Annotated in this window: 28 protein-coding genes; 9 read left to right on the forward strand and 19 right to left on the reverse strand. The window is 30.9% G+C overall.

Annotated features, from left to right (window positions below):
- Positions 1 to 13: 13 nt before the first annotated feature.
- Both hisF and hisIE read left to right on the forward strand, forming a co-directional pair.
- A complete protein-coding gene (gene hisF, locus ACQY6M_RS02530) occupies positions 14 to 766 on the forward strand; it encodes an imidazole glycerol phosphate synthase subunit HisF (protein WP_428740242.1) in 753 nt (250 codons plus the stop codon).
- Positions 763 to 1,347: a bifunctional phosphoribosyl-AMP cyclohydrolase/phosphoribosyl-ATP diphosphatase HisIE gene (gene hisIE / locus ACQY6M_RS02535; protein ID WP_428740243.1), complete on the forward strand. Its 585-nt coding sequence runs from the start codon at positions 763 to 765 to the stop codon at positions 1,345 to 1,347. Before hisF ends, hisIE begins: the two co-directional genes overlap by 4 nt.
- Positions 1,348 to 1,404: 57 nt before the next feature.
- Here the strand turns inward: hisIE and ACQY6M_RS02540 are convergent, their stop codons facing one another.
- A complete protein-coding gene (locus ACQY6M_RS02540) occupies positions 1,405 to 2,355 on the reverse strand; it encodes a hypothetical protein (protein ID WP_428740244.1) in 951 nt (316 codons plus the stop codon).
- Positions 2,356 to 2,681: 326 nt separating this feature from the next.
- On the opposite strand from ACQY6M_RS02540, the gene ACQY6M_RS02545 reads away from it, so the two are divergent.
- Positions 2,682 to 3,809, forward strand: coding sequence for an FIST signal transduction protein (locus ACQY6M_RS02545; RefSeq protein ID WP_428740245.1), 1,128 nt, complete (start codon positions 2,682 to 2,684; stop codon positions 3,807 to 3,809).
- The gene (locus ACQY6M_RS02550) at positions 3,803 to 5,536 is read left to right on the forward strand and encodes an ATP-binding protein (RefSeq protein WP_428740246.1); all 1,734 of its coding nucleotides are present in this window, start codon (positions 3,803 to 3,805) and stop codon (positions 5,534 to 5,536) included. The genes ACQY6M_RS02545 and ACQY6M_RS02550 overlap by 7 nt, the downstream gene beginning before the upstream one ends.
- A 65-nt stretch (positions 5,537 to 5,601) precedes the next feature.
- Here the strand turns inward: ACQY6M_RS02550 and ACQY6M_RS02555 are convergent, their stop codons facing one another.
- From ACQY6M_RS02555 to ACQY6M_RS02590, 8 genes are all read right to left on the reverse strand, one after another.
- Positions 5,602 to 6,468, reverse strand: coding sequence for an endonuclease/exonuclease/phosphatase family protein (locus ACQY6M_RS02555; RefSeq protein ID WP_428740247.1), 867 nt, complete (start codon positions 6,466 to 6,468; stop codon positions 5,602 to 5,604).
- Positions 6,469 to 6,481: 13 nt separating this feature from the next.
- A complete protein-coding gene (locus ACQY6M_RS02560; protein WP_428740248.1) occupies positions 6,482 to 7,687 on the reverse strand; it encodes a cytochrome-c peroxidase in 1,206 nt (401 codons plus the stop codon).
- Between the two features lie 131 nt (positions 7,688 to 7,818).
- Positions 7,819 to 8,109 (reverse strand): YciI family protein, encoded by a 291-nt coding sequence (locus ACQY6M_RS02565; RefSeq protein WP_428740249.1) that lies wholly within the window; start codon positions 8,107 to 8,109, stop codon positions 7,819 to 7,821.
- A 7-nt stretch (positions 8,110 to 8,116) separates the two neighbouring features.
- On the reverse strand, positions 8,117 to 8,572 hold the full coding sequence (locus ACQY6M_RS02570; RefSeq protein WP_428740250.1) for a GNAT family N-acetyltransferase: 456 nt from the start codon (positions 8,570 to 8,572) through the stop codon (positions 8,117 to 8,119).
- 30 nt (positions 8,573 to 8,602) lie between these two features.
- Positions 8,603 to 9,049, reverse strand: a complete 447-nt coding sequence (locus ACQY6M_RS02575) for a GNAT family N-acetyltransferase (RefSeq protein WP_428740251.1) — start codon at positions 9,047 to 9,049, stop codon at positions 8,603 to 8,605.
- 19 nt (positions 9,050 to 9,068) lie between these two features.
- Complete coding sequence (locus ACQY6M_RS02580) at positions 9,069 to 9,482, reverse strand: VOC family protein (protein ID WP_428740252.1); 414 nt, start codon at positions 9,480 to 9,482, stop codon at positions 9,069 to 9,071.
- 1 nt (position 9,483) lies between these two features.
- A complete protein-coding gene (locus ACQY6M_RS02585) occupies positions 9,484 to 9,927 on the reverse strand; it encodes a DinB family protein (RefSeq protein ID WP_428740253.1) in 444 nt (147 codons plus the stop codon).
- A gap of 12 nt (positions 9,928 to 9,939) precedes the next feature.
- Positions 9,940 to 10,917 (reverse strand): MBL fold metallo-hydrolase, encoded by a 978-nt coding sequence (locus ACQY6M_RS02590; protein ID WP_428740254.1) that lies wholly within the window; start codon positions 10,915 to 10,917, stop codon positions 9,940 to 9,942.
- Positions 10,918 to 11,045: 128 nt separating this feature from the next.
- On the opposite strand from ACQY6M_RS02590, the gene ACQY6M_RS02595 reads away from it, so the two are divergent.
- The 4 genes from ACQY6M_RS02595 to ACQY6M_RS02610 all read left to right on the forward strand — a co-directional run bounded on the left by ACQY6M_RS02595 (position 11,046) and on the right by ACQY6M_RS02610 (position 14,561).
- The gene (locus tag ACQY6M_RS02595; protein WP_428740255.1) at positions 11,046 to 12,200 is read left to right on the forward strand and encodes a class I SAM-dependent methyltransferase; all 1,155 of its coding nucleotides are present in this window, start codon (positions 11,046 to 11,048) and stop codon (positions 12,198 to 12,200) included.
- 9 nt (positions 12,201 to 12,209) lie between these two features.
- Positions 12,210 to 12,779, forward strand: a complete 570-nt coding sequence (locus tag ACQY6M_RS02600) for a Crp/Fnr family transcriptional regulator (protein WP_428740256.1) — start codon at positions 12,210 to 12,212, stop codon at positions 12,777 to 12,779.
- A gap of 78 nt (positions 12,780 to 12,857) precedes the next feature.
- Positions 12,858 to 13,532, forward strand: a complete 675-nt coding sequence (locus tag ACQY6M_RS02605) for a type 1 glutamine amidotransferase domain-containing protein (protein ID WP_428740257.1) — start codon at positions 12,858 to 12,860, stop codon at positions 13,530 to 13,532.
- A gap of 105 nt (positions 13,533 to 13,637) precedes the next feature.
- Positions 13,638 to 14,561, forward strand: coding sequence for an EamA family transporter (locus ACQY6M_RS02610; RefSeq protein WP_428740258.1), 924 nt, complete (start codon positions 13,638 to 13,640; stop codon positions 14,559 to 14,561).
- Here ACQY6M_RS02610 and ACQY6M_RS02615 read toward each other — a convergent pair.
- The 10 genes from ACQY6M_RS02615 to ACQY6M_RS02660 all read right to left on the reverse strand — a co-directional run bounded on the left by ACQY6M_RS02615 (position 14,536) and on the right by ACQY6M_RS02660 (position 23,973).
- Positions 14,536 to 15,351, reverse strand: a complete 816-nt coding sequence (locus ACQY6M_RS02615; protein WP_428740259.1) for a DUF1853 family protein — start codon at positions 15,349 to 15,351, stop codon at positions 14,536 to 14,538. The two genes, ACQY6M_RS02610 and ACQY6M_RS02615, sit on opposite strands and share 26 nt — an antisense overlap.
- A gap of 6 nt (positions 15,352 to 15,357) precedes the next feature.
- Positions 15,358 to 15,861 (reverse strand): OmpH family outer membrane protein, encoded by a 504-nt coding sequence (locus tag ACQY6M_RS02620; RefSeq protein WP_428740260.1) that lies wholly within the window; start codon positions 15,859 to 15,861, stop codon positions 15,358 to 15,360.
- A 58-nt stretch (positions 15,862 to 15,919) separates the two neighbouring features.
- A complete protein-coding gene (miaA, locus tag ACQY6M_RS02625; protein ID WP_428740261.1) occupies positions 15,920 to 16,828 on the reverse strand; it encodes a tRNA (adenosine(37)-N6)-dimethylallyltransferase MiaA in 909 nt (302 codons plus the stop codon).
- Positions 16,829 to 17,644, reverse strand: coding sequence for an ion transporter (locus tag ACQY6M_RS02630; protein WP_428740262.1), 816 nt, complete (start codon positions 17,642 to 17,644; stop codon positions 16,829 to 16,831).
- Between the two features lie 31 nt (positions 17,645 to 17,675).
- On the reverse strand, positions 17,676 to 18,773 hold the full coding sequence (locus ACQY6M_RS02635) for an exonuclease domain-containing protein (protein WP_428740263.1): 1,098 nt from the start codon (positions 18,771 to 18,773) through the stop codon (positions 17,676 to 17,678).
- Between the two features lie 32 nt (positions 18,774 to 18,805).
- Positions 18,806 to 19,468, reverse strand: a complete 663-nt coding sequence (locus tag ACQY6M_RS02640) for a YggS family pyridoxal phosphate-dependent enzyme (protein WP_428740611.1) — start codon at positions 19,466 to 19,468, stop codon at positions 18,806 to 18,808.
- Between the two features lie 32 nt (positions 19,469 to 19,500).
- Complete coding sequence (locus ACQY6M_RS02645; protein ID WP_428740264.1) at positions 19,501 to 20,739, reverse strand: DUF1015 domain-containing protein; 1,239 nt, start codon at positions 20,737 to 20,739, stop codon at positions 19,501 to 19,503.
- 3 nt (positions 20,740 to 20,742) lie between these two features.
- Positions 20,743 to 21,696, reverse strand: a complete 954-nt coding sequence (locus ACQY6M_RS02650; protein ID WP_428740265.1) for a D-2-hydroxyacid dehydrogenase — start codon at positions 21,694 to 21,696, stop codon at positions 20,743 to 20,745.
- A gap of 96 nt (positions 21,697 to 21,792) precedes the next feature.
- Positions 21,793 to 22,857: a 3-phosphoserine/phosphohydroxythreonine transaminase gene (serC, locus tag ACQY6M_RS02655; RefSeq protein WP_428740266.1), complete on the reverse strand. Its 1,065-nt coding sequence runs from the start codon at positions 22,855 to 22,857 to the stop codon at positions 21,793 to 21,795.
- A gap of 54 nt (positions 22,858 to 22,911) precedes the next feature.
- The gene (locus ACQY6M_RS02660) at positions 22,912 to 23,973 is read right to left on the reverse strand and encodes an acyl-CoA reductase (RefSeq protein ID WP_428740267.1); all 1,062 of its coding nucleotides are present in this window, start codon (positions 23,971 to 23,973) and stop codon (positions 22,912 to 22,914) included.
- A gap of 70 nt (positions 23,974 to 24,043) precedes the next feature.
- Between ACQY6M_RS02660 and ACQY6M_RS02665 the strand changes: the two genes are divergently transcribed.
- Positions 24,044 to 24,394, forward strand: a complete 351-nt coding sequence (locus ACQY6M_RS02665) for a 4Fe-4S dicluster domain-containing protein (protein ID WP_133536413.1) — start codon at positions 24,044 to 24,046, stop codon at positions 24,392 to 24,394.
- The last annotated feature ends 44 nt before the right edge of the window (positions 24,395 to 24,438 follow it).

The raw sequence follows: 24,438 nt of genomic DNA on the forward strand, positions 1-24,438 counted from the left end.
TAAGTTCAAAGACATGTTAAAAAAGCGAATCATTCCTTGTTTAGATATTAAAAATGGAAGAACGGTAAAAGGGGTCAACTTTGTAGATATAAAAGATGCAGGAGATCCAGTTGAGTTAGCCAAACAGTATGTAAAAGAAGGAGCAGATGAATTGGTGTTTTTAGACATTACTGCTACGTTAGAAAACAGAAAAACATTCGCAATACTGGTAGAAAAAATAGCTAAGGAAATCAACATTCCTTTTACAGTTGGTGGAGGCATTAGTACTGTTGAAGATGCAGTAGCACTTATACAAGCTGGTGCAGATAAAGTAAGCATCAATTCTTCCGCAGTAAAAAATCCGCAATTGATTACTGATTTAAAAAATCGATTTGGAAGTCAATTTGTGGTAGTTGCTATTGATACTAAAAATGTAAATGGAGAATGGAAAGTGTTTACAAAAGGAGGAACTTTTGAAACTGAACTCGAAACGGTAAGTTGGGCTACAGAAATTGAAAAGTTAGGTGCAGGCGAAATTTTATTAACCTCTATGAATAGTGATGGAACAAAAAAAGGATTTGATATTGAGGTAACCAACGCAGTAAGCAAAGCTGTAAATATCCCTGTGATTGCTTCTGGTGGTGCTGGAAAAGTAGAACACTTTACTGAAGTGTTTACCAAAACCCAAGCTAGTGCAGGATTAGCTGCCAGTATTTTTCACTTTGGTGAAATCCCCATACCTGTACTAAAAAACGAATTAAAAACACAAAATATTTCCATACGATGAACATAGATTTTATAAAAGGAAACGGATTAGTTCCAGTCGTAATTCAAAATAATATTACTTTACAGGTGTTAATGCTAGGTTATATGAATGAAGAAGCATTAGCTAAAACACAAAAAGAAGGTAAGGTTACTTTCTATAGCCGAACTAAAAATAGGTTATGGACAAAAGGAGAAGAGTCTGGAAATTTTTTATGGGTAAATGACATTCAAGTAGATTGTGATAACGATACGTTATTGATTAAAGCAACTCCTGAGGGACCAACCTGTCATAAAGGAACTACATCTTGTTTTGCTGAAGAAACTTCTAAGGGTTTTTTGTATTCATTAGAAAGCATTATTTCTGATAGAATTGATAATGATGTTGAAACTTCTTATACGAATAAACTTTTTAAGAGAGGTATTAATAAAGTAGCACAAAAAGTAGGAGAGGAGGCTGTAGAAGTAGTTATTGAAGCGAAAGACAATAATGATGAGTTATTTAAAAACGAAGCAGCCGATTTATTATATCACTATTTAATTTTACTAAAAGCCAAAGGTTTTACCTTAACAGATATAGAAAATGTATTAAAAGAGCGTAATTAAAGGTTTAATTAATGTTTATCAATGTTATAATGGACATCATCAGATGCAAAAAATATGCTATTGCATTTGCTTAAAGAAGAACTTAATAACTTCAAAATTCACATCTGATGTTGTCCAATGTCCAATATTTTCATAAGATTTAAATATTGGACTTATATTATTTTTATGATAGATTCTTTGACATTCAAGATACCTTTCATAAACATGTTCTCCTATATTTTCATTGATTATTTGTCGTTCAGAGTTACTGTACGCATCATCAAATTGCACTGCATCATTTTCATCTAATTTTCCCATATAAATAAATTGAGGAATGGCTTTATAAACTTCTAAATCAAATTCTCGATTGAATAATTGTGTAAAATCATTTATTCCTATTGGGTAATCTAATTTTATCTCATTGATTTCTTTTTGAGGCAGCAGAAGCTCCCCATTAAAACCACCCATAGCTAGAGCTTTTATTTTATCAGGATGTATAAATGAAAATCGATTGGTAAATGTAGCAGACGCAGAAAAGCCATTCATAAAAAACTTAGGGGCGATTGTAATTTTTAAAGTATTCAGTCTAGATTTAGCATCATTTATCATTTCTAATAGCTGTAAATCTAAACGTTTTAGTTCTGGTGTTTCTTCTAGCATTACATCTCTATCTAAAGCATGCGTATAGGTCAATTCCTTTGATGCAGGTCTAGGAAATATGGGAACAAGTAAAGGAATTTTTAACATTGTAGAAATATTGTTTCCCACTGAACTTACTGAAGCTAAACTTACAGCATGTTTTTTATGAACTTCAATACTATCAGATGTTTTTCCTGTGTTGTTGGGTTCTACAAGAAGAAATATTTCTTTGTTTTGAGGAGTTTCCTTTGGGATAAAGAGAATATAATCACTATAAAAACCTTTTTTAGGATTCTTCTCTACAATAATTAAATTATCCTTTTCAATAATTTGAGCAACAGAGATTAAGTGCGAAATAGTAAAAAATAAAATAGATATTGAGCGCATCATAAAATGTTATTAACTACTCTAAGACGAGAGCCTTTAAAATTTGTTACGTGTAGATTATTCTTTGTTTTTCTATAGTTAAATCTTTATCTAAATACTATAATAACTGGAGAATAATCCGTTGGAAGTTCGTTTTGACTATTTGTTCCAGTCATATCAACTAATGAACTTATTTCCTTCTATCGACAAACCAAGCATTCTGATACAATTTGAGTTAGTTAATTATTTCTTTATGATGTTTTTGGTGTTCAAGCTTTAAAATAATTAGGTAAAATATGTTAAAAATACGTTTATATCATTATATTTAAGTTGTTAAAAATTACTTAGTTATGAAAATCCAGCAAATTTCCTTAGCAGAGAATAACTGGAAAGAAATGCTTTCTATAATAAATATAGATGTCGATATTTTCCTTCTTTTTGTTTCTCCTCAATACCATAACAAAAAAGAAGTAGTAGACTTTCTAAATAAGAACTATCCTAAAGCAGGTATAATGGGGTGCTCTACTGCTGGAGAAATATCAGATATTACAGTAAAAGATGACACTATATCAATTACAGCAATTCAATTAGAAAAAACAACCTACAAAAAAGATTCTGTCAAAATTAAAGCTATGGAAGACAGTTATAAAGCAGGTCAAAAACTGGCTGATAAGCTTTATAGTAAGGATTTAAAGCATGTTTTTATTTTGAGCGATGGTTTAAATGTCAACGGAGCAGATCTAGTTTCGGGTTTAAAATTGAAACTACCAAATATAAGTATTACCGGAGGATTGGCTGCAGATGGAGCAGAATTTACAAAAACGTTTGTGATTAATGATGATAAGATCGTAGACAAGACCATTGTGGCTATAGGGTTCTATGGAGAAGGTTTAAAAATTGGTTTCAGCTCTAAAGGTGGTTGGGATAGTTTTGGTTTAGAAAGAAAGGTCACAAAATCTTCTAAAAATCAACTTTTTGAATTAGATGGTTTACCAGCTTTAAAGCTATATAAATCCTTCTTGGGAGAACAAGCAGATAATTTACCAAGCTCGGGGTTATTGTTTCCTTTAAGTATGAGAATAAATGAGAATTCAGATCCCATAGTAAGAACAATTTTGGCTATAGATGAAGAAACGCAAAGTTTAACCTTTGCAGGTAATATTCCTGAAGGAGTTTATGTTCGTTTGATGAAAGCCAATGTAGATCGATTAATTAATGGAGCTGAAGATTCAGCAAAATTAGCCAATAAAGAGTTTAAGAGTAGTTCAGAATTAGCAATATTAATAAGTTGTGTTGGTAGAAGGTTAGTATTAAAGCAATTGGTTGAAGAGGAAGTAGAAGTAGTACGTGACGTTTTAGGAGAAAAACCTTGTGTAACAGGTTTTTATTCATATGGCGAAATAGCTCCATTTGGAGAGTTTTCTCCCTGTGAACTTCATAATCAAACCATGACAATAACAACACTTTCAGAATGGTAAAAAATGAGTATCATAGGTTATTAAACAGACAGCTAAAAAAAGCTGGACTGGATTTTTTAGAAAACCCTAGACTTTTTGAGTTTATAAATATGGTTAATGATGCTTATAAAAGCTTTGATAAAGATATAAAGCATATTGAGAACATTCTTGAACAAAACTCAAAGGAACTGTTTGCTGCAAACAAGAAATTAACCCTTGAAAGAGACCATACCAAAACCCAATTAGAAAATATAGTAGATAATGTTTCAGGTGTTATTTTTAAAACTGATCTAAAAGGGAACTTTACATTCTTAAATAATGCTTGGGTAGAGTATTCAGGAATACCAATAGAAGAATCTATTGGGAAAAATTTTAAAGAATTTCTTAAAAGGGATGGTATTGAAGGAAAGAGGGTAATTAACAACATGTTCTCTTTAAAGAAAAAGCATATAAAATTAATTTTTAAGCATGAAAAAGATGGCGGATTGATGTGGTTTGAATTGAAATCCAAACTAATTGTCAACAGAGAAGGAGAGCCATCAGGTTTTATAGGAACCATAACCGATATAACTAATTTAAAAGTAACCGAAATTGAACTACAAAAAGCGAGTAAATCAAAAGATGAATTTTTATCAACAATGTCCCATGAAATAAGAACACCTTTAAATGCGGTTACTGGTTTAACAAATATCTTATTGATGGAAGATCATTTGCCGGAACAGATAGAAAACCTTAAAGCATTAAAGTATTCAGGAGAACATTTGTTAGGATTGATTAATGATTTATTGGATTTTGATAAAATCAAATCTGGAAAAGTAAAAATTATCGAGGACGATTTTAGTTTAAATTATTTTTTAGAAAACATTAAAACCCATTTTACTTTAAGATCTGAAGAGAAAGGGTTGGAGTTTAAATTAATTCAAAAAAATGATATCCCTAATAATGTTATTGGAGACAAACTAAAGTTGACACAAATAATAAAGAATTTATTAAGTAATTCTTTAAAGTTTACAGAAAAAGGAAGTATAACCTTAAGTGTTAAAAATTTAGGGATAAAGGAAAATAAAGTTAAACTTAAATTTAAAGTAATAGATACAGGTATTGGTATATCTAAAAAAGAGCAAGAATCAATTTTTGAAAGTTTTATACAAGCCAATTCTGAAACATCTGTAAAATATGGTGGTACTGGTCTTGGATTATCTATTAGCAAAAAATTGCTGAATTTGCAAGGAAGCGATTTAAAAGTTAAAAGTCAACTAAAAAAAGGATCTACTTTTTCATTTGTTATAGAATATAAAATTAGCAATAGGCTTACTGTTTTTGAACCAGAAATGATTAAACTGCAACCAGACTATGAACCTATAACTATCAATGTATTGGTTGCAGAAGACAATAAATTAAATGCGCTTATTTTAAAACGATTCTTTTTAAAATGGAATGTGAAATATAAAATTGCTGAAAACGGAAAAGAAGTATTAGCTATTTATAAAGATTTTGATTTTGACTTAATTTTAATGGATTTGCAGATGCCAGAACTTAACGGGTATGAAACAACTAAAATTATTAGAGCCTTACCCGATAAGCAAAAAGCGAATATTCCAATTATAGCACTTACAGCATTTGCGCAAACCGATATAAAAAGGAAAACAAAACTCCATAAAATGAATGGTTTTATGAGTAAACCTTTTAACCCAGAAAAATTATATCTCTTATTGAAATCTTATAGTAGAGAATATTGTAAAAAATAAAATTGGACTCCTGTAAGTAATGCTTATTCTAAAATATTTTTTTTGTTAAAATATGCGATAAGTAATTATTTAAACACTGTAATAACTGGAGAATGATCCGAAGGAAATTCGTTTTGACTATTTGTTCCTGTCATGTCTACTGATGAACTTATAGTTTCAATATTAGGAGTAGAAAATATCCAATCTACCGAAATTTCTCCCTGAGACGGTTTAGTATCAGTTAGATTTACTTCTCTCCAAGTATCAATTATATCTACTGGGTTTATATAGATATTGAGATTGATTGTAAGACTTTCTTTACCTAACATAAACTGGATAAACTCAGTATCCAGTCCTGAATTAAAATCACCTGTGAGTATGGCTTTATAATCAGCTCCAAACTGAGCTTTATGTTCATCCATTAGGTCCACTAAATCAATTAAATGTTGTTTTCTCAATTCTAAATCTGAATTACACAAGTGAGTGTTATAGATGTAATATTCCTCATTATTGTCTTTCCTTTTCAATAATGCCCAATTTATAAAGCGTCTTGGTCCACAAGTTTCAGTTTCAAAGTATCCAAAATTTGTAACATTGAATAATCGATTGTTGTATATAATATTGTGAGTACTAATATTCACGTTTGAAGGAAACGTTTCTATAATAGAATAGCTCAATCCTAACAAGGATAAAAACTCAGATTTAATAGAACCACTTAATTCTTGTGCTCCTAGAATATCTGGGGAATTCTTCTTTATTAACGATATAATTGAATCTTTATGGGTAGAAAATGTACCTCCAGAAATGTTATAGGACATTACTTTAAATTCAATTTCCTCACTTTCATTTTCAATATTTGATTCCGAAGAATTATTATCAGAACAAGAAATGAAAATAAAAAAGAATAAAAAGGAAAATTTCTTTACTAAACTCAACACGGTTTGAAAATTCATATTTTTAACTTGATTAGTTATTAAAAGGATTTGCATACTTTTCATCCATAATAAATTCATAATCAGTAAGGGTTTTAAGAAAAGCAACTAATGCATCTTTTTCTATTTGCGATAAATTTAAATGAATAGGATTTCCATTAGCGTCTACTAAAGCAGGAGCTGATAATTGTGGGTGACCTAATACACCAGTACTGTAATGCTCAACTACATCTTCAAGAGTTGCTAATCTTCCATCATGCATATAAGGAGCTGTTAATTCTATATTACGAAGAGAAGGGGCTTTAAATGCACCTATAGCGTTAGTAACACCTAAAGCACCGCCTATTCCTGTGTCAGCTACATTTCCATCTGGATCAATTCCATTATTTCTTGGAGAGGCCACCATAGTAAATATTGCTAAATTTTGAAGATTTGAAGTAGGGTTTACTGGAATTGCTCCATTGTTCATATGACAAATTGCACAATTTCCCCCTGGTTCAGCTCTAAAAGAACCATTGAAAATAGATTTTCCAAGGTTTTCTTGAGCAGTGAAATTCGGGAAATTATCAAATAAGTTACCTGTTTGGGCTAAGCCTTCATCATATTTCGTTTGGTAAGAAACCATAGACCTTACAAACTGAGCAAGTGCCTTAGAAATTTTATCTGAATTTATTTCAGAAGAACCAAAAGCTTCAGTAAATAGAGCTGGATAATATTCTAAAGCAGATAATTTAACGATCAAATCATCTAAACTCATTCCCATTTCTACTTCATCTTGAATAGGCATCAATACTTGTTCTTCTAATGTTGCTGCTCTGTGATCCCAAAAAAACTTTCCATTTTCTCCAAAACGCGCATTCGCTAATCCCATAGAGTTTCTCCCTGTAAAACCTCCATCAAAACCAACACTAAGTTTTCTATCATCAGAAAAGCCTTTATTTTGAAGATGGCAAGAAGCACATGAAACAGTATTGTTGGCAGACATATTTTTATCATAAAATAAAACTCTTCCCAATGTAGCTCCCGCATCAGTAGTAGGGTTGTTAGTTGGTGTATTATCTAATACATCCATAACGAAACTATTAAAAGAATTAGGAAAATTTGGATTGGAATAATTGAAAGGAACTTTGGGTAAGTTTAAAACTGAACTTTGATCTACAGGAGTATATTCAGCTTCTTCCTTTGAACACGAAAAAAAACAGGTAATTAAAAATAAATACAAAAAAACACTTGATTTCATATATGAGGATCTTAAATAGTTATAGCTTTAAGACTTCACTCATGGAAAAAAGTTTAATTTTTTAAAAAAATCAGCTAATTAAAACGTTTTAATTAGCTGATTTTCAAAAGTGATAAGTATCTGCTTTTATGTTATGATTCCAATAAAAAACTTAATTGCTTGCTTGTTTTACTTGGAACAAACTCTATCAACTCATAATCTGCTAGATTATTTATTTTAAAAGGATCTTTTTCTATAATTCTTTCTAACTCAGATTTGCTATTAACATTAGATAGAATTACTCCTCCAGTTCTTGGAACTTTACGGCCAGAAGCTATAAAATGACCTAGCTCATATTGTTTATTTAAAAACTCAATATGCTCGTTTAAATAATTATCTACTTTTTCTAGCTGAACTTTATATGTTAGATTAATAATAAACATTCTGATTCTATTTTTTTAAATTATTTTTCAATTTCATATGTAGTATTGGATAAGGTTTGCCAGATGCATCTAGTTCTGAACGACTTATTCTTTCGAACCCATAATATTGGTAAAATCCTACTGCTTGCTCATTCTGTTCATTCACATCAACTTTGGTAACACTTAAGTTTTCTATAGAATAATCTAATAAAGTTTTTCCTATTTTCTTACCTCGATATTCTGGGTGAATAAATAGCATTTCTAAATTTTGATTAGCTGCTCCAAGAAATCCGATAATCTTTTTATTACTATTCCTAACACATCTTAATTCAACAGCATCTAAATAATGATTTAAAATTAATGGTTTAAAGTACTCTATATCTTCTTCTTTTAAAAAGTGATGTGTTGCCCTAACAGAAGCTACCCAAACATCTACTACTTCTTTGTATTCTGTTTTATCGATTTTATCTACTTCGTATATCAATTCTTTATTTTTTAATATTATCTATTCCCTTTAGTTTGCATAAACATTAGGATTAAACTTTTCCATATAAACTTCTGGGTTAGGGAGCTTGTTAAATCCGTATTTTTCATAAAGCCATTCAGCAGTATCTGTTAATAAAATCCATCGTCTTAAGCCTTGTAATTCTTCATGCCCTGTAATTACTTCCATTAACCACTTACTTAATCCAAAACCTCTATATTCATTTTGAATAAAAACATCCCCTAAATAAGCTATGGTTGAAAAATCAGATATGATTCTTGCAAATCCTATTTGTTTACCTTGAATATAGATTCCAAAATTTAAAGAGTTATCTATTGACTTTTTCACCCTTTCTAATGGTATTCCATCACTCCAGCCTGATTCATTTGTTAAAAAATCATGAATCATAGAAATGTCTAATTTATTCTTATCAGTTGAAATAAGAAATTCATTTTTATTTTCTTCAAAAATTTTCATGTGATATTCTATTACGTTGTTATTTGTTCTCTTTTTTCGCAGTGTTTAGCTGTAATAAATCCCACAAATTCCCATATAAGTCCTTAAACACCGCCACAGTTCCATAATCTTCCTTTTTAGGCGCTCTAACGAATTCGACTCCCTTTGATGTCATTTCATTATAATCTCGCCAAAAATCATCTGTATTTAAAAATAGAAAGACTCTTCCGCCAGTTTGATTTCCAATAAACTTTTCTTGCTCTGACTTTGAAGCTTTAGCCAACAAAATTGTTGTTCCGGTAGAGTTGGGAGGAGCTATAACAACCCATCTTTTGTTTTGTTCTGGTTGATAGGTATCTTCTATCACTTCAAAACTCAATTTTTCAGTGTAAAATTCTATGGCCTCATCATAATCTTTTACAACCAAGGCTATATGAACTATAGATTGTTTCATATTAATTCATTATTTGATTCAAATGATGTTCCATATGATCAACATAATCGTTCATTAAAAACCTTAAGTCGGAGAAGTCTTCTTTTTCTAATTCTATTTTAAAAGCTAACGTTTCTTCGGTCTGCTGCTTTATTACATAAAGAATTCGATTATTAATCGACTTCCAAAACTCCAGAATTTCTTTAGTTTCGGAATTTTGATAATCATTAGCCTTTACCAATCTGTCTTGATTGTATTTCCTTATTCTATAAGGCTTGTTATCAAACTGAATTTCAGTAAATCTTTGAAGGTTATTAATCCCTGAATCTATTAAATGTCCTAAAATTTCTTTTTTTGACCATTTTTTAGGATTGGATTTGTAAGTTAAATCAGACTCTAAGGAATTAGAAATATACTCAGCACCAGATTTTAATAATTGTTCCAGTTTATATATGGTTTGCTTCATTTCAAAATAGTTTTACAATTCAAAAACATCGTTAATTTTCCCAATTCTAAACCCGTGGTTAATTATTGTTTTTGCGGCATCACTATCTGGGTTAATTACAGGATTTGTGTGATTAAAATGAATAAAGATTACTTTATTTTTATCAGCGGCTTCCAAATTCTCAAATTGTTGAAAGCTTTCAACAATAAAAGGATGGGGGATTTCCGAAATATCTCTATTGTTTATTTCTTTTGAATCGTAAAAAGTGGCATCTACAAAAGCATAATCTACTTTTTTTATCTCATCTACTATATTTTTACCCCATTTTTCCCATTTATCAATATCTGGAATAAAAAGCGCAGTCTTATTAGGTCCTTCAATTTTATAGCCAACAGTTTCTGAATACTCATCTCTATGTGGTACTATAAAAGGAGTTACTTTAATGTTAATTCCTAGTTGAACAGGCTCTTCATTTTGTAGTTCCATCAACTCTATATTATTTCTTGTTACAAGCTGACTCCACGGACCATTATTACTAAGATATTCTTTCATTCTAGGCATCGCATAAATAGGTACATCCTTAGCATCCATAGCTTCTTTCCCTAAAAACATTAATCCGGAATAATGCCCTATGTGCGCATGTGTTAAAAAGATACCATCAGTGTTTTCTTTGCTACTCTTACCCCCATATTCAGCAAGCATTTTCATTTGCACTCCAATATCTGGCGTAGCTTCAAACAAATAAGTTTTCTTATTTGGAACATCAATGAGGCCTAATGAGGTAACCTTTCTATCCTTATCAGGGTGCTCAAAAAGGTTGATACAACATTCTTTGTTACATCCAATTTGAGGAGATCCTGCATCTTGGATTGTTCCTAGTATGATAATAGATGTTTTATTTACAGGTGTTATAGCAGAGTATTTTGGCGCTTCTTTTAGAGAAGTTTTTTTACCAGAGCATGAAACTGATATAAATAAAGATAAAATTAAAGCGTAGTAAAGTAGTCTCATTCTATGTAAGGTGTTAAAAATAAATTTCTTTTCAAGTCAATATTAGGTAAAAATAGTTAATAAAAAGAAAGCTTCACAATACTTCTATACTAAGTTATTAAGTAAAGTTTATTAATTATTTTTGTAAAATGAAAGAAGCCTTACATCAACTGTTTATTGAGTTTCAAAACAGTATTCAAAAAAATGATTTTGTAAAACTAACCTTAAGCAAACCCATTCGTAAAAGTGATGAGTTATCAAATGTGTATGTTCGTCAAATAGAACTGAGAGGAGAAACTCATTTTCAGTTTTTATATAGATATCTCACAAATGATCAGGTTAAAAACTATTCTTTCGAAGAAAGTGTAGAGGAGTTAACTAACTTACTTTCAGAAAAATTTAGAGCAGCAACCTTATTTACGTTAGCGAATGACTTATTGGTGTTCATTTCAAAAAAGAAAAAGGTAAGCTATAAAACTACGCAACCTAGTTTTAAAAACAAATTACCAGAAACTCACGATAAACCTAAAGAGAAGAGAGCTGAAAGCAGTGAATATTTATATCATTTAGGTGTAACAGATAGAGAAGGAAAAGTAATTCCTAAAATGGCGGATAAATACCGTCAAATCAATAAGTATTTAGAAATTATTGAAGCACAGATACAGTCGGTTAAATTGCCAAATCATATCAATATTGTAGATATGGGTTCTGGAAAGGGGTATTTAACCTTTGCTTTATACGATTATTTAGTGAATCAAAAAGGATATACTGCAAGCGTTACAGGTATTGAGTTACGCGAAGGCTTGGTAAATTACTGTAACGACATTGCCAAAAAGTGTGATTTTAAAGGCTTATTGTTTGTTGCACAACCCATTCAGGAGTATGATAATGATAAAATAGATATTTTAATAGCTTTACATGCTTGTGATACAGCTACTGATGATGCTATATACAAAGGATTGGTTTCTAAAGCTGAATTGATTATCTGCGCTCCATGTTGCCATAAGCAAATCCGCCAGCAAGTAAAAGGAAAAGAACAGGAGAGCCCCTTATTAAAATACGGGATTTTTAAAGAACGTCAGTTTGAAATGGTTACTGATACTATCCGAGCATTAATTCTTGAAAAACACCAATATAATACTAAAGTGTTTGAATTTATTAGTAACGAGCATACACGTAAAAATGTAATGCTAATTGGAGCCAAATCTTCTAAAAAGGTAGATTCAGAACGTATTGAAGCTAAAATTTCAGAATTAAAAGATACTTACCAAATAGATCAACATTATTTAGAAAGTCTATTATAATATTTTACAATGAGTGCATCTGTTAGTAATATATTTAAAGATCTTCTACTAGAGAATGAAGAATTAAAAGTAGTTGATAATATTTTTTCGGAAGTAACATATAAAAAAGGGGATATTATATTACATACTAACGAAAAAGTATATTATCAATACTATGTTGTAAAAGGTTGCTTACGAACCTTCTTTATGGATGCTAAAGGAAAAGAACATACCATACAGTTTGCAATTAACGATTGGTGGATTAGTGATTATATAGGCTACTTTTCTGAATCAGAGTCTGTACTAACCATTGAATGCATAACAGATGCTATTGTGCTAAAAGTAGCTAAGATTGATTTGGATAACATTTATGAAAAGGTACCTAAAATAGAACATTTTTTTAGAAAAAAACTAGAACGGTCAACAGTACGGTTTCAAAAAAGAATTTTAAATAATTTAGTATTGTCTGCCAAAGAAAGATACCATCTATTTTTACAAACCTACCCAAATATAGAACAGCAAATTAAAAATTATCATTTAGCTTCTTACTTAGGAATAACAACAGAAAGTTTAAGTAGAATACGAAAAGAGACTTTATAAGGTTCTTTATTACCATACATCAATTTTTTTACAATTTTCATATTTTAATTTTGTGGTAACTTAAAAAACAGAAATAATATGAAAAAAGTAATATTTGTACTTACTAGTCATGAAGAGCTAGGAGATACAGGAGAAAAAACAGGATTTTGGATAGAAGAATTTGCAGCGCCTTATTATTTTTTGAAAGATAAAGGAGTGGAAGTGGCTTTAGCATCTCCAAAAGGAGGACAACCACCAATTGACCCCAAAAGTAACGAACCGGATTTTCAAACACCAGCTACACTTCGTTTTAATAAAGATAAAGAACTTCAAACTGTTTTAGCGAATACTGCAAAACTAAGTGATATTAAAGAAGCTGATTATGACGCTATTTTTTATCCTGGTGGACATGGACCTTTATGGGATTTAGCTGAAAATAAAGATTCTATAGCTTTAATTGAGTCTTTTTACTCGAATAGTAAACCAGTAGGAGCTGTATGTCATGCACCGATAGTACTAAAAGATGCTAAATTAAAAGGAGAACCTTTAGTTAAAGATAAAAAAGTAACAGGTTTTTCTAATACAGAAGAAGATGCAGTACAATTAACTTCAATTGTGCCATTTTTAGTGGAAGATGAGCTAAAAAATAAGGGGGGAATTTATAGCAAAGCAGGAGATTGGCAAGAATATGTGATTGAAGATGGTAATTTAATTACAGGGCAAAATCCAGCATCATCAGAATTAGTAGCAGAAAAACTATTAGCAAAATTATAATTACCTAATAATAAATTTAAAAAATCGTTTGATAATATTATCAAACGATTTTTTGTTACAGACAAAAGGTTTTATTGTATTTTTAGCTCATTAGAACACGATGAAATGAAAGAATCAAAACCGCTTATTATAACTGCCTTTATTGCGATCTATATTATTTGGGGATCAACTTATTTGTTAAATAAAATTGTTGTTACAGAGGTTTCACCATTATTGTTAGCTGCTATTCGTTTTTCAATATCAGGAGCATTAATTATCTTGATTGCAAAATTTTTAAAAGTCCCAGTTAAAATAACTAAAAAACAATTATTAAATTCTGCTATTGCGGGATTTCTGTTTTTGGTATATGGTAATGGAATGTTCGTTTGGGCATTGAAATATGTTGATAGTGGTTTTGGTGCTTTATTAGCTGCAACACAACCTTTATTTGTATTATTACTCTTACGTTTGATTGATGGAAAGAAAATGCAAAAGCAATCTATTATTGGGGTTATTTTAGGAGTTATAGGAATGTATTTGTTGGTGAGTCAAAATGAAATTACCACTTCAAAAGATATGCTTATTGGTATTTTTATGATTTTCTCTTGTATTTTAAGTTGGAGTTACGGAAGTGTATTTGTAGCGAAAGCTATACTGCCCAAAAACTTCTTTGTAAGTACAGGATATCAAATGCTTATTGCGGGGAGTTTTCTTTTTGCTGGTTCATTTTTATTAAATGAAACATGGTCTTCACCAATAAGTTGGTCGTTAAAAGCTCAAGGGTCGATGGTTTTATTAATTGCCTTTGGTAGTATTGTAGCTTTTACTGCTTTTAATTATTTATTAAAAGAGGTTTCCGCTGAAAAAGTATCTACTTCAGCTTATGTTAATCCTGTTGTAGCCTTATTTTTAGGGTGGTATTTTTTAGATGAAACCCTAACTGCTCAATCTATTGTTGCTTCTATAGTATTGCTATCTGGTGTATATTTTATTACTTCTAGAAAGAGAATCTCAAAACTAAAGGTTACCACCAAACCACAAAAAATTTAAGCAATTCACCGTTAGTTTTTTTAAGCCAGCACAATGGAGTATTTTCTTCTTCTAAAAATTTCTGAAGATTGTTTTGAAATGTATTAAAGTTTAACCAATCAACATTTGGGTGTGGATTCACTATCCAATTATGTTTATTAGGAATATAGAATTTACAATTAGAAAATTGTGATAATTCCTTCGGATAGATATAAAAACCATAAACACATTCATTATTTACCAATGGAAACTCTTTTGCTATATCTTGTATAGGAACAAATAATTGTGCTTTAAAATATACCTGTTGAGTGATTGTAGAAGTATTTAATTTTAACTTCTCTAAATATTTTTCAGATTGATTAGAGTAGAGTAGAGGTAATTGTTTTTCTTTAAGTCTGGTTAATTTTTGAATAAAAGAATCACGCTTGTTGGGACCAATCCAATGTTCTATTTCAGAGTTTCCTACAGAAGTATCGTATAAATAGAATTTATAAATAATTTCTAAATGTATTATCTTTTTATTTTGCTGCAATATACAGTCTAACTCTCCTAAAGTGAGTTTTTCTTGTTGAATTTGAATGTTTTCAGCAAGAATAGTTATGTCATTATTTTGCTGTAATTCAAAAGAAACAAATCGTTCTACCAATTTACCCAAACGTAATTTTTGAATGATTACTTCATTAAAAGAACTGATAGGTGTTGGTGAAACAGCAAATTGCTCTAAATCAAAAACACCTTTTCCATGCCATAGAAAAGGTGTTTGTAAAAATCCTTCGTATTGTAATTGTAAGTCTTTTTGTTTGTGATACATAAAGATTTACTCTTTAATTCCTAATTTGTCTAATACTAATTGAGTGATATCAAAACGCTCATCAATATATCCAAATTCATTTCCTGTTGTGGTTAAAATTTGAGTATATCCGTTAGCTTTTGCAACTTCAGCAATCACTTCACCTAATTTTTTATATAACGGACGCATACTTTGCTCTTTTTGCAATTGCATCATAGCTGTTCCGTTTTGACGAAATTTTCCCATTTCTTGTTCAAGTGTTCTTAATTCTTGAATTCGGGCTTTTTTATCATCATCCGTCATCAACTTTTCTTCAGCTTTATACGAATTTACTTTTTCTTTATATTCAGTAGCTTTGATTTGAAAAGTTGAGTCTAACTGTTTTCCATAACTCTCTACTCTTTGCAAAACTCCTTTCATTTGTGGCATTTTACCTACAATCAGCTCACTATTTACAGTACCCACTTTGGTTTGTGCATTCGTAAATCCGATAAAAAATAAAGCTAGTATAAAAGTGATTTTTAATTTCATGTATTTCTGTTTTTTGACAAATATAAAAAAGTGGCTTATGCAGAAGCCTTAAAATTCGTTAAAGTTTATTTTCAACAGTTTTTATAATTTTTTGAACATCTTCTTGAAAATCAAACCAAATGATTTCTGAATCTTTACGAAACCAGGTTCCTTGTCGTTTGGCAAACCTTCTAGAATTCTTTTTAATCTCCTCTATAGCAAACTCTTTCGTAAAATTTTCATCAAAATATTCAAATAATTCTCTGTAGCCTACTGTTTGTAATGCATTTAACTCTTTATATTGGTGTAATTGTTGAGCTTCTTCTATCAAACCATTTTCAATCATAATATCCACACGACGATTGATACGATCGTACATAATTTCTCTATCAGCTTTCAATCCTATCTTTATAGACTGAAAGTTACGTGGCGTTTTAGGTTGGTTTTTAAAAGATGCATACGTTTCTCCTGTTCCTATACAAATTTCTAAGGCACGTATTAATCGATGTGGATTGTCAATAGCAATGGTATTGTAGGTTTCTATATCTAACTCTTTTAGTTGCTGTTGAAGATACTCTATGCCTTTATTTTCAAGTTCAGAAGTTAAATCAATTCTTATCTGTGGATTTACATCAGGAAAATCATCAAAGCCCTTCAATACTGCATCTACATACAATCCACTACCACCCACCATAATTTGAACTGGATTTTTAGCAAATAATTCCTCTAATTTAGCCAAAGCATCTTTTTCAAACTGACCAACAGAATAATCCTCAAAAATGCTGCGATTTTGAATAAAGTGATGTGGTGCAGCTGCCAATTCATCAGTATCTGGAACAGCGGTCCCTATAGTCATTTCTTTATAAAATTGACGAGAATCACATGAAATGATATCACAGTTAAAATGTTGAGCTAGTTTAATGCTTAACGCCGTTTTTCCAATAGCTGTAGCTCCAACAATAGTAATTAATGTATTCTCTTGTGACATTTAATTCAGTTTTGTGCCGCAATGATAGCAAAATTCTGCGTCATCTTTATGTCCTTCGTATGAACAATTGGGACAAGATTGCGTATTTAAGTCTACTTTTCGTTTCGTCATTTCTGAGCTCACAATTCCGGTAGGAATCGCAATAATAGCATAACCGATGATTACCGTGATACTCGCTATAAACTGACCTAAAGGAGTTTGTGGCGCAATATCTCCATACCCTACAGTTGTCAATGTTACAATAGACCAATAAATGCTTCTGGGAATACTCGTAAAACCATTTTCTGCTCCTTCAATAAAATACATTATTGAACCTAATATGATACAAATAATCAAAACAAAATAAAGAAACACACCAATTTTAGCTTTGCTTGCATTTAATGCTTTTATTAATTGATTGGACTCTCCTATATACCTAGATACTTTAAGTATTCTAAAAACTCTAAGCAAACGCAAAGCTCTCAAAGCTATTAAACTACTGTGTGACCCAACGAAAAAGAAGGTTAAATACATAGGAACCGTTGATAGAAAATCTATAATTCCATAAAAGCTAAAAATATATTTACTGGGTTTACTTATTGAAATAATCCTGAGTATGTATTCTATTGAAAAAAGTATCGTAATAACCCATTCCGACACGTATATAAACGTATGATGTTTTGTATCAAAACTTTCAACACTTTCGAGCATTACCAATACTATACTTGCTAAAATTGCAAATAATAATACGATGTCAAATAATTTACCAGCAGAGGTATCAGCTTCGTAAATTACTTCATGTAATTTATCTTTCCAGTTTTGTGGATTTGTACCCAAAAGAATAGGTTTGTTAGGTGTTTAAACAATATTACAAATTATTTTCAACTTGTAATCGCACTATTTTAGATACTTTATTTCTAAGCAAATAGTTTTTTATAATGATTTTTGCCAACTCTTTATTTTCAACTGAAGTTAACATGGATTTTAAAATTGAGATTTGATTTTCTTGAAAAGCTAAGTTTGTATATGTATAACCAACTACTTCATTATTCTCGATTAAAATCACTGCATTTTCTTCCGGAGTTCGTCCTTTATCGACCACAATCATGTGGTCATGATTAAAACCTTTATCACTAATCTTTCTTTTTCTAATGATATTGAATTTAGGCTTAATTTTGTCCAGCTCTAAATGATATTTCAACCTAGTAAAAAGAAGGTTTCCTGTTTCTTCATAAGTAACTTTTGTAACTCTTTTTACAATTTTTAGTGCTTTACGAGTTTCTTTTAAAAATAGCTTCGTAACTTCTTGTCGTATATTTTTACCTCTATCAATATAGATAATACTTCCTTCGTCATTATGCACATAAAAGACTCCTTGGCTTTCTGGAAGACTATCTAATATCTTTTGAATTCGATGCTTCTCTTGACGATTATCGAAGTATTTAATTGACTGTTGAATAATTTTTTTCTCTACATCTTTATCCAACAACAACTTAAACAACTGTACAGTAGCAAGTGCATCTCCTGTAGCTCTGTGGCGATCAGACATTGGAATACCTATAAACTTACACAATTTTCCTAAACTATGAGAAGGAGCCTCTGGAATGAGTTTTTTACTCAAGGTAACTGTACAAAGTGTATTTCGTGTATACTTATAACCTAATCTTTCAAATTCTGTACGAAGAATTCGATAATCAAAATTAGCATTATGTGCTACAATAAAACAGTCTTCGGTAATTTCAACAATTCTCTTGGCTATTTCATAAAATTTAGGCGCATTGCGAAGCATTTTATTATTTATACCCGTAAGCTTAACAACAAATTCTTGAATCTCTCTTTCAGGATTTACGAGACTTATAAACTGATCTACAATTTGATGGCCATCAAACTTATAAATAGCAATCTCAGTAATTCCCTCTTCATTATACTTTCCTCCAGTAGTTTCTATGTCTAAAATAGCGTACAATTCTCTCTTTTTTTTAGCAGATTTATGTAAATCTAAGCAATATAATTTCTAACTCCAAAAATTGAGCTCCCTATTCGCACCATGTTGCTTCCGTTTTCAATGGCTAATTGGTAATCTCCGCTCATCCCCATAGATAGTGTTTGTAAATCAGGGTAATTTTTTTGATTTTTACTAAAGAAATTAGACAACGATGAAAATTCATCTTGCAACTGTTCTTTATTATCTGTGAATGTTGCCATTCCCATTAATCCAACAATTTTGATATTCTTTAATTTTTTTAATTCATCAGAAGCTAAAATTTCTTTTATTTCTTCAAAAGGCAGCCCAAATTTGGTTTCTTCTTTGGCAATGCGAGCTTGTAATAAACAATTAATAACTCTACCATGCTTTTTGGCTTGCTTGTCTATCTCTTTTAAAGTTTTAAAACTATCCACACCATGAATTAAATCAACAAAATGTGCCATATATTTAACTTTATTACTTTGCAAATGCCCTATCATATGCCATTGAATATCCTTAGGTAAAGCATCATACTTGGTAACCATTTCTTGAATTTTATTTTCACCAAAGATTCGTTGACCAGCATCGTAAGCCTCTTGTAAATCAGCAATAGGTTTAGTTTTAGAAACCGCTACTAAAGTTACATTCTCAGGTAAACTAGATTTTATTTTTTGAAGATTTTCTTTAATTCCTATCATTATAATAATTATAAGTGCAAACTTCTACATTAAAATTCATAAATGGTTAAAGCACTACGTAATTTAGGTTCTATATATGTGGTTTTTGGGGGCATCATTAAGCCAGCATCCACAATAGTTTTTAATTCTCTAATGTTGGTTGGTAACATTCCAAACGATACTTTAAACTCTCCGCTATCAACTTTTGTTTTTAGCTCTAATCCGTCCGATTTATTTTGCGAATACACAATTTTAGAAGCATTTCGTATATCATCTATTCCTAAAATAGGTTGCAATACTGTTGTATATAAGATATATGCGTCTAATTCACTCAAACAATCTGTAAAATTGTAAATAGATTTACGTAAGTACAAAGCATAAAATTCACCATTCAAATACATACTAAAATGATGCTTCTCTTTAGGTTTATACAATTCTTGTCCACGATTTTCAATTCTGAAATGCGCATCTAATTCTATTAAAAGCTCTTCCGGAGTTAAACCGTTTAAATCTCTAATGAATCGATTGAATTCATAGATTTTTAATTGGCTTTCAGGTAGCAAATAACTCATAAAAAAGTTGTATTCTTCGTTACCTGTATGGGTTGGGTTATTTTCAGCTAAGTTTTGAGCCAATAAACAAGAAGATGTCGATCGGTGATGCCCATCTGCTATATATAAGGTGTTTATCTGTTCAAAAGCATTAGAAATCATCTTTATATCATTATCATCACTTACTACCCATAAAAAGTGTACATCTTTGTCTGAAGTAGAAAACTCATACTCGGCTCTTTGTTTCTGATATTTTTGTATGATAGAATTTATCACATCATTATCAGGGTAGGTGAGTAGTACTGGTTCAGCATTAAATCCAGTGTTTTTCAAGTAATTTTCAAACAATAATTCGCGCTCTTTTAAAGTATCTTCGTGTTTTTTTATCACATTATTATGATAATCTTCAACAGAAGTTGCCGCAATAATTCCGCAGAAATTATCTGAAGGAGTTATTTTTTGATACACGTAAAAAGCTGGAACTTTATCTTGTTGAAAAACCTCGTTCTCTTTAAACTCTAAATAACGGTTGTGCACCAGTTTAAAGCGTTGTTCACCTGTAACATCTTGCTTATGATATTTATACCCTGGATTAATTACATGTAAAAATGTATATGGGTTAAAATCAAGTTTAGCTCCAATTTCCGCAGGAGTATAAATCTCATACGATTTAGAGGAAACTAACGCAACTTTATCACGAGGTGCTCTTACCGCTTTAAATGGTTTTACAATCGCCATGAATTATTCGCTTAACAGTTTTATAATCTTATTAGCTAACTCAACTCCAATTCTTTCCTGTGCTTCAATAGTTGATGCTCCAATATGAGGTGTCATAGAAATTTCAGGATTCATCAATAATTGAATTTCAGGTGTTGGTTGACTTTCAAAAACATCTAATCCTGCATATTTCACCTTACCACTTTCAATAGCATTAACCAAATCTACCTCGTTTAAAATTCCTCCTCTTGACGTATTAATCACTCCAACACCATCTTTCATTTGATTGAATTGCGCTGCTTCTAAAATATATTCTTCTTGAGCAGGTAAATGTAATGTGATAAAATCTGATTTTGATAACACATCTTTTAATGACTGAGTTTCTATAGAAAAATTAACGGTTTGTCCATCGAAAAAAGGAATTGTTATTGTCGCATTTTCTACCTCTGTATCCATTGCTATTACTTTCATACCCAATCCCAAAGCTATTTTTGCTACTTCTTGCCCAATATGACCAAAACCAATAATCCCTAAAGTTTTGCCTCTTAATTCAATTCCTTGAGAATATTGTTTTTTTAAGGCATTAAAATGTATATCTCCTTCTAGAGGCATCTCACGGTTAGATTGGTGTAGAAAACGCACCATACCAAATAAATGTGCAAATACCAATTCCGCTACCGATAGGGCAGAGGCTTCTTGAGTATTGATTACATATACGCCATTATCAATAGCAAATTCAACATCAATATTGTCCATACCAACACCCGCACGACCAATTAATTTAATACTTGGACAAGCTTCAATCAATTCTTGACGTACTTGTGTCGCACTTCTTACAATAATAGCATCAATGTTATGCTCATTTATATAGTTTTCAAGTTGCTCTTGTGCAACTTTAGTATTTATTACTTCAAATCCTGCTTTTTCCAAAGCTTCAATTCCGCTAATGGAAATTCCATCGTTTACTAATATTTTCATTTCTATCTTAATAGGTATGTCATTGAGAGGAATGAAATGATTTGACAATCTTTTGATTAATAAGATCCCTTCATTTCTTTCGGAATGACTTTATATCTAACTTATTCTTTCTAATTCTTGCATCACATCTACCAAAGCTTGAACACTATACAAAGGTAACGCGTTATACATGCTTGCGCGGTAACCTCCAACACTTCTATGACCATGTAATCCGTTTATATTGGCTTCTTCCCACATACTATCAAACTTAGTTTGTAGATTCTCATTTACTAAGGCAAATGTCGCATTCATATGGCTGCGATCTTCTATAGCCGCAACCCCTTTAAATAAAGGATTTCTATCTATCTCATTGTATAGTAAAGTTGATTTCTTCTCGTTTACTTTCTCAATAAATTCGATTCCTCCTAAATCTTTTAACCATTCTAAAGTCAGCATAGAAGTATATACTGGAAATACAGGAGGTGTATTAAACATGCTGTCTTTATCAATAAACACTTGATAATTTAACATAGAAGGAATTTGACGTTCTACTTTTCCTAAAATATCTTCTTTTACAACCACTAAAGTTGTACCTGCTGGCCCCATATTTTTTTGAGCTCCGGCATAAATCAAATCAAATTTTGAGAAATCTAATTGACGAGAAAAAATATCTGAACTCATATCGCATACCATAGGAACCGGAGTTTCTGGAAAACTCTTCATTTGCGTTCCATAAATGGTATTATTACTGGTACAGTGAAAATAGTCTACATCCGTTGGAATTTTATATCCTTTCGGAATGTAGCTGAAGTTTTGATCTTTTGAAGAAGCAACTTCTACCAATTCTCCAAATAATTTTGCTTCTTTAATAGCATTACTACTCCAAGTTCCAGTGTTTAAATACGCTGCTTTTTTATTCAATAAATTGTAGGCAACCATTAAAAATTGCATACTTGCACCTCCTTGTAAAAACAATGCTTTGTAGCCTTTATTTTCTAGTCCTAATAACTCTAAGGCTAAACTTCTTGCTTTCTCAATTACCTCCACAAAAGGTTTACTTCTATGAGAAATCTCTATTAAAGAAAGGTTGTCATTGTTGAAATTAATAACCGCTTCAGAAGCTTTTTGAAGCACTTCTTCTGGTAAAATACAAGGGCCTGCGCTAAAGTTGTGTTTTTTCATTTGTGTTGTTGTGTTTTGTTACACAAAGGTGCAAATTTATATAGAGAGGTTGTTCTAAATTTTTGATAAAAATTCTAATGTGTTTACCCCATCAGCATAGTCCCATAACTTAGGGTGCTGTGTTTGTCCAAACTCTATTTCATTTTCTATAAAATTGTCAGCCACCACACACTGAATTTGCTCTCTATCTTCCCAAAGTTTTATTTTCAAGTCATCAGTATTATCATAATACTCATAAAAAACAGAAGCGATAGGAGAGGCGTAGCTTTCATCTTCTTTAATCATTAAAAAGCCATTCTCTAAAATATCAAATTCACTCATTAAATACACCGCTTTATTATAATCATAATTGTTAGCGTATTTAACATTGTTTATAATTTCATGTTGCTTATACATTCCGTTGAAAAAAGCATCAAAATTATAGTTTTTAGGAATGAATATTTTTGAAACGGAACGACATCCTAATCCGAAATAACGAAAAACATCTTCACTTAAATTTTGCATTTGTTCTTCAGATTCATTTCCTGTTAAAACTGCTACAGAATTCCTATTCTTTCGGATAATACTCGGCTTGTCTTTAAAATAATATTCAAAATAACGAGCTGTATTATTACTTCCTGTTGCAATCACCGCATCAAAACCAGTCAACTTTTCTTCAGTAAATGATATTTTACCTTTCAATTCAGGTTCTACATATTCCAAATACTTAGCTAAAAACGGCAATAAATGTTTATCATTTGACGATTGCTTTACTAAAACTGAATGACCAGAGATTAATACCGATAAAAAATCGTGAAATCCTACCAAAGGAATATTTCCTGCCATAATAATAGCAACCAACTTAGCTTCGTTAGCTCCTAAATTTTCATTAAAAATCCACTCTGTCAAATTATCGGCAGTCAATGCTTTTGTCCAATTTTCTATTGAAAGCAACAGGTTTTCTTTGGTAAACCACGTATTATTTTCTCCTGCTATTTTAAGTTGATGCTTAAATCCATCAAAAAATAACTCATTGTGTTCTATATGTTCTTTTTTCTCGATTTTTTCTTGAGAAAACTGGCTTAAAAATTCTCCTAGTTTATGAAAAGCGTTAATTCTACTTTTTATACTATCCATTTATTTGGTTCTAAATTAAATTGGAACTATTTTTGCGTGTGCAAAGTTACAAAACTGAAAGAGATTAATTATGGCAATTATAATAACTGATGAATGTATAAATTGTGGGGCTTGTGAACCTGAATGCCCAAACACAGCTATTTATGAAGGAGCTGATGATTGGAAGTATTCTGACGGTACTGATTTAACAGGAAATATCGTTTTACCAAACGGTAAATCTGCCAATGCAGATGAAGATCAAGAGCCTATTTCTGATGAAATTTATTACATTGTTGCTGATAAGTGTACTGAATGTAAAGGTTTTCATGAAGAGCCACAATGTGCGGCAGTTTGTCCTGTAGATTGTTGTGTTCCTGATGAAGATAATGTTGAAACAGAAGAGGAGTTATTAGCGAAACAACGTTTTATGCATAACGAATAATAGAGGATTTCTATAATCAATAAAAACAAGAAATCCCGAGAACA

This window comes from Tenacibaculum sp. (genome assembly GCF_050290165.1).
Classification (GTDB): domain Bacteria; phylum Bacteroidota; class Bacteroidia; order Flavobacteriales; family Flavobacteriaceae; genus Polaribacter.

Bases quoted from the DNA above. Each gene is read 5' to 3' on its own strand.
- hisF (WP_428740242.1), top strand. From the start codon at position 14: ATGTTAAAAAAGCGAATCATTCCTTGTTTAGATATTAAAAATGGAAGA.
- hisIE (WP_428740243.1), top strand. From the start codon at position 763: ATGAACATAGATTTTATAAAAGGAAACGGATTAGTTCCAGTCGTAATT.
- ACQY6M_RS02540 (WP_428740244.1), bottom strand. From the start codon at position 2,355: ATGATGCGCTCAATATCTATTTTATTTTTTACTATTTCGCACTTAATC.
- ACQY6M_RS02545 (WP_428740245.1), top strand. From the start codon at position 2,682: ATGAAAATCCAGCAAATTTCCTTAGCAGAGAATAACTGGAAAGAAATG.
- ACQY6M_RS02550 (WP_428740246.1), top strand. From the start codon at position 3,803: ATGGTAAAAAATGAGTATCATAGGTTATTAAACAGACAGCTAAAAAAA.
- ACQY6M_RS02555 (WP_428740247.1), bottom strand. From the start codon at position 6,468: ATGAATTTTCAAACCGTGTTGAGTTTAGTAAAGAAATTTTCCTTTTTA.
- ACQY6M_RS02560 (WP_428740248.1), bottom strand. From the start codon at position 7,687: ATGAAATCAAGTGTTTTTTTGTATTTATTTTTAATTACCTGTTTTTTT.
- ACQY6M_RS02565 (WP_428740249.1), bottom strand. From the start codon at position 8,109: ATGTTTATTATTAATCTAACATATAAAGTTCAGCTAGAAAAAGTAGAT.
- ACQY6M_RS02575 (WP_428740251.1), bottom strand. From the start codon at position 9,049: ATGAAAATTTTTGAAGAAAATAAAAATGAATTTCTTATTTCAACTGAT.
- ACQY6M_RS02580 (WP_428740252.1), bottom strand. From the start codon at position 9,482: ATGAAACAATCTATAGTTCATATAGCCTTGGTTGTAAAAGATTATGAT.
- ACQY6M_RS02585 (WP_428740253.1), bottom strand. From the start codon at position 9,927: ATGAAGCAAACCATATATAAACTGGAACAATTATTAAAATCTGGTGCT.
- ACQY6M_RS02590 (WP_428740254.1), bottom strand. From the start codon at position 10,917: ATGAGACTACTTTACTACGCTTTAATTTTATCTTTATTTATATCAGTT.
- ACQY6M_RS02595 (WP_428740255.1), top strand. From the start codon at position 11,046: ATGAAAGAAGCCTTACATCAACTGTTTATTGAGTTTCAAAACAGTATT.
- ACQY6M_RS02600 (WP_428740256.1), top strand. From the start codon at position 12,210: ATGAGTGCATCTGTTAGTAATATATTTAAAGATCTTCTACTAGAGAAT.
- ACQY6M_RS02605 (WP_428740257.1), top strand. From the start codon at position 12,858: ATGAAAAAAGTAATATTTGTACTTACTAGTCATGAAGAGCTAGGAGAT.
- ACQY6M_RS02610 (WP_428740258.1), top strand. From the start codon at position 13,638: ATGAAAGAATCAAAACCGCTTATTATAACTGCCTTTATTGCGATCTAT.
- ACQY6M_RS02615 (WP_428740259.1), bottom strand. From the start codon at position 15,351: ATGTATCACAAACAAAAAGACTTACAATTACAATACGAAGGATTTTTA.
- ACQY6M_RS02620 (WP_428740260.1), bottom strand. From the start codon at position 15,861: ATGAAATTAAAAATCACTTTTATACTAGCTTTATTTTTTATCGGATTT.
- miaA (WP_428740261.1), bottom strand. From the start codon at position 16,828: ATGTCACAAGAGAATACATTAATTACTATTGTTGGAGCTACAGCTATT.
- ACQY6M_RS02645 (WP_428740264.1), bottom strand. From the start codon at position 20,739: ATGGCGATTGTAAAACCATTTAAAGCGGTAAGAGCACCTCGTGATAAA.
- ACQY6M_RS02650 (WP_428740265.1), bottom strand. From the start codon at position 21,696: ATGAAAATATTAGTAAACGATGGAATTTCCATTAGCGGAATTGAAGCT.
- serC (WP_428740266.1), bottom strand. From the start codon at position 22,857: ATGAAAAAACACAACTTTAGCGCAGGCCCTTGTATTTTACCAGAAGAA.
- ACQY6M_RS02660 (WP_428740267.1), bottom strand. From the start codon at position 23,973: ATGGATAGTATAAAAAGTAGAATTAACGCTTTTCATAAACTAGGAGAA.
- ACQY6M_RS02665 (WP_133536413.1), top strand. From the start codon at position 24,044: ATGGCAATTATAATAACTGATGAATGTATAAATTGTGGGGCTTGTGAA.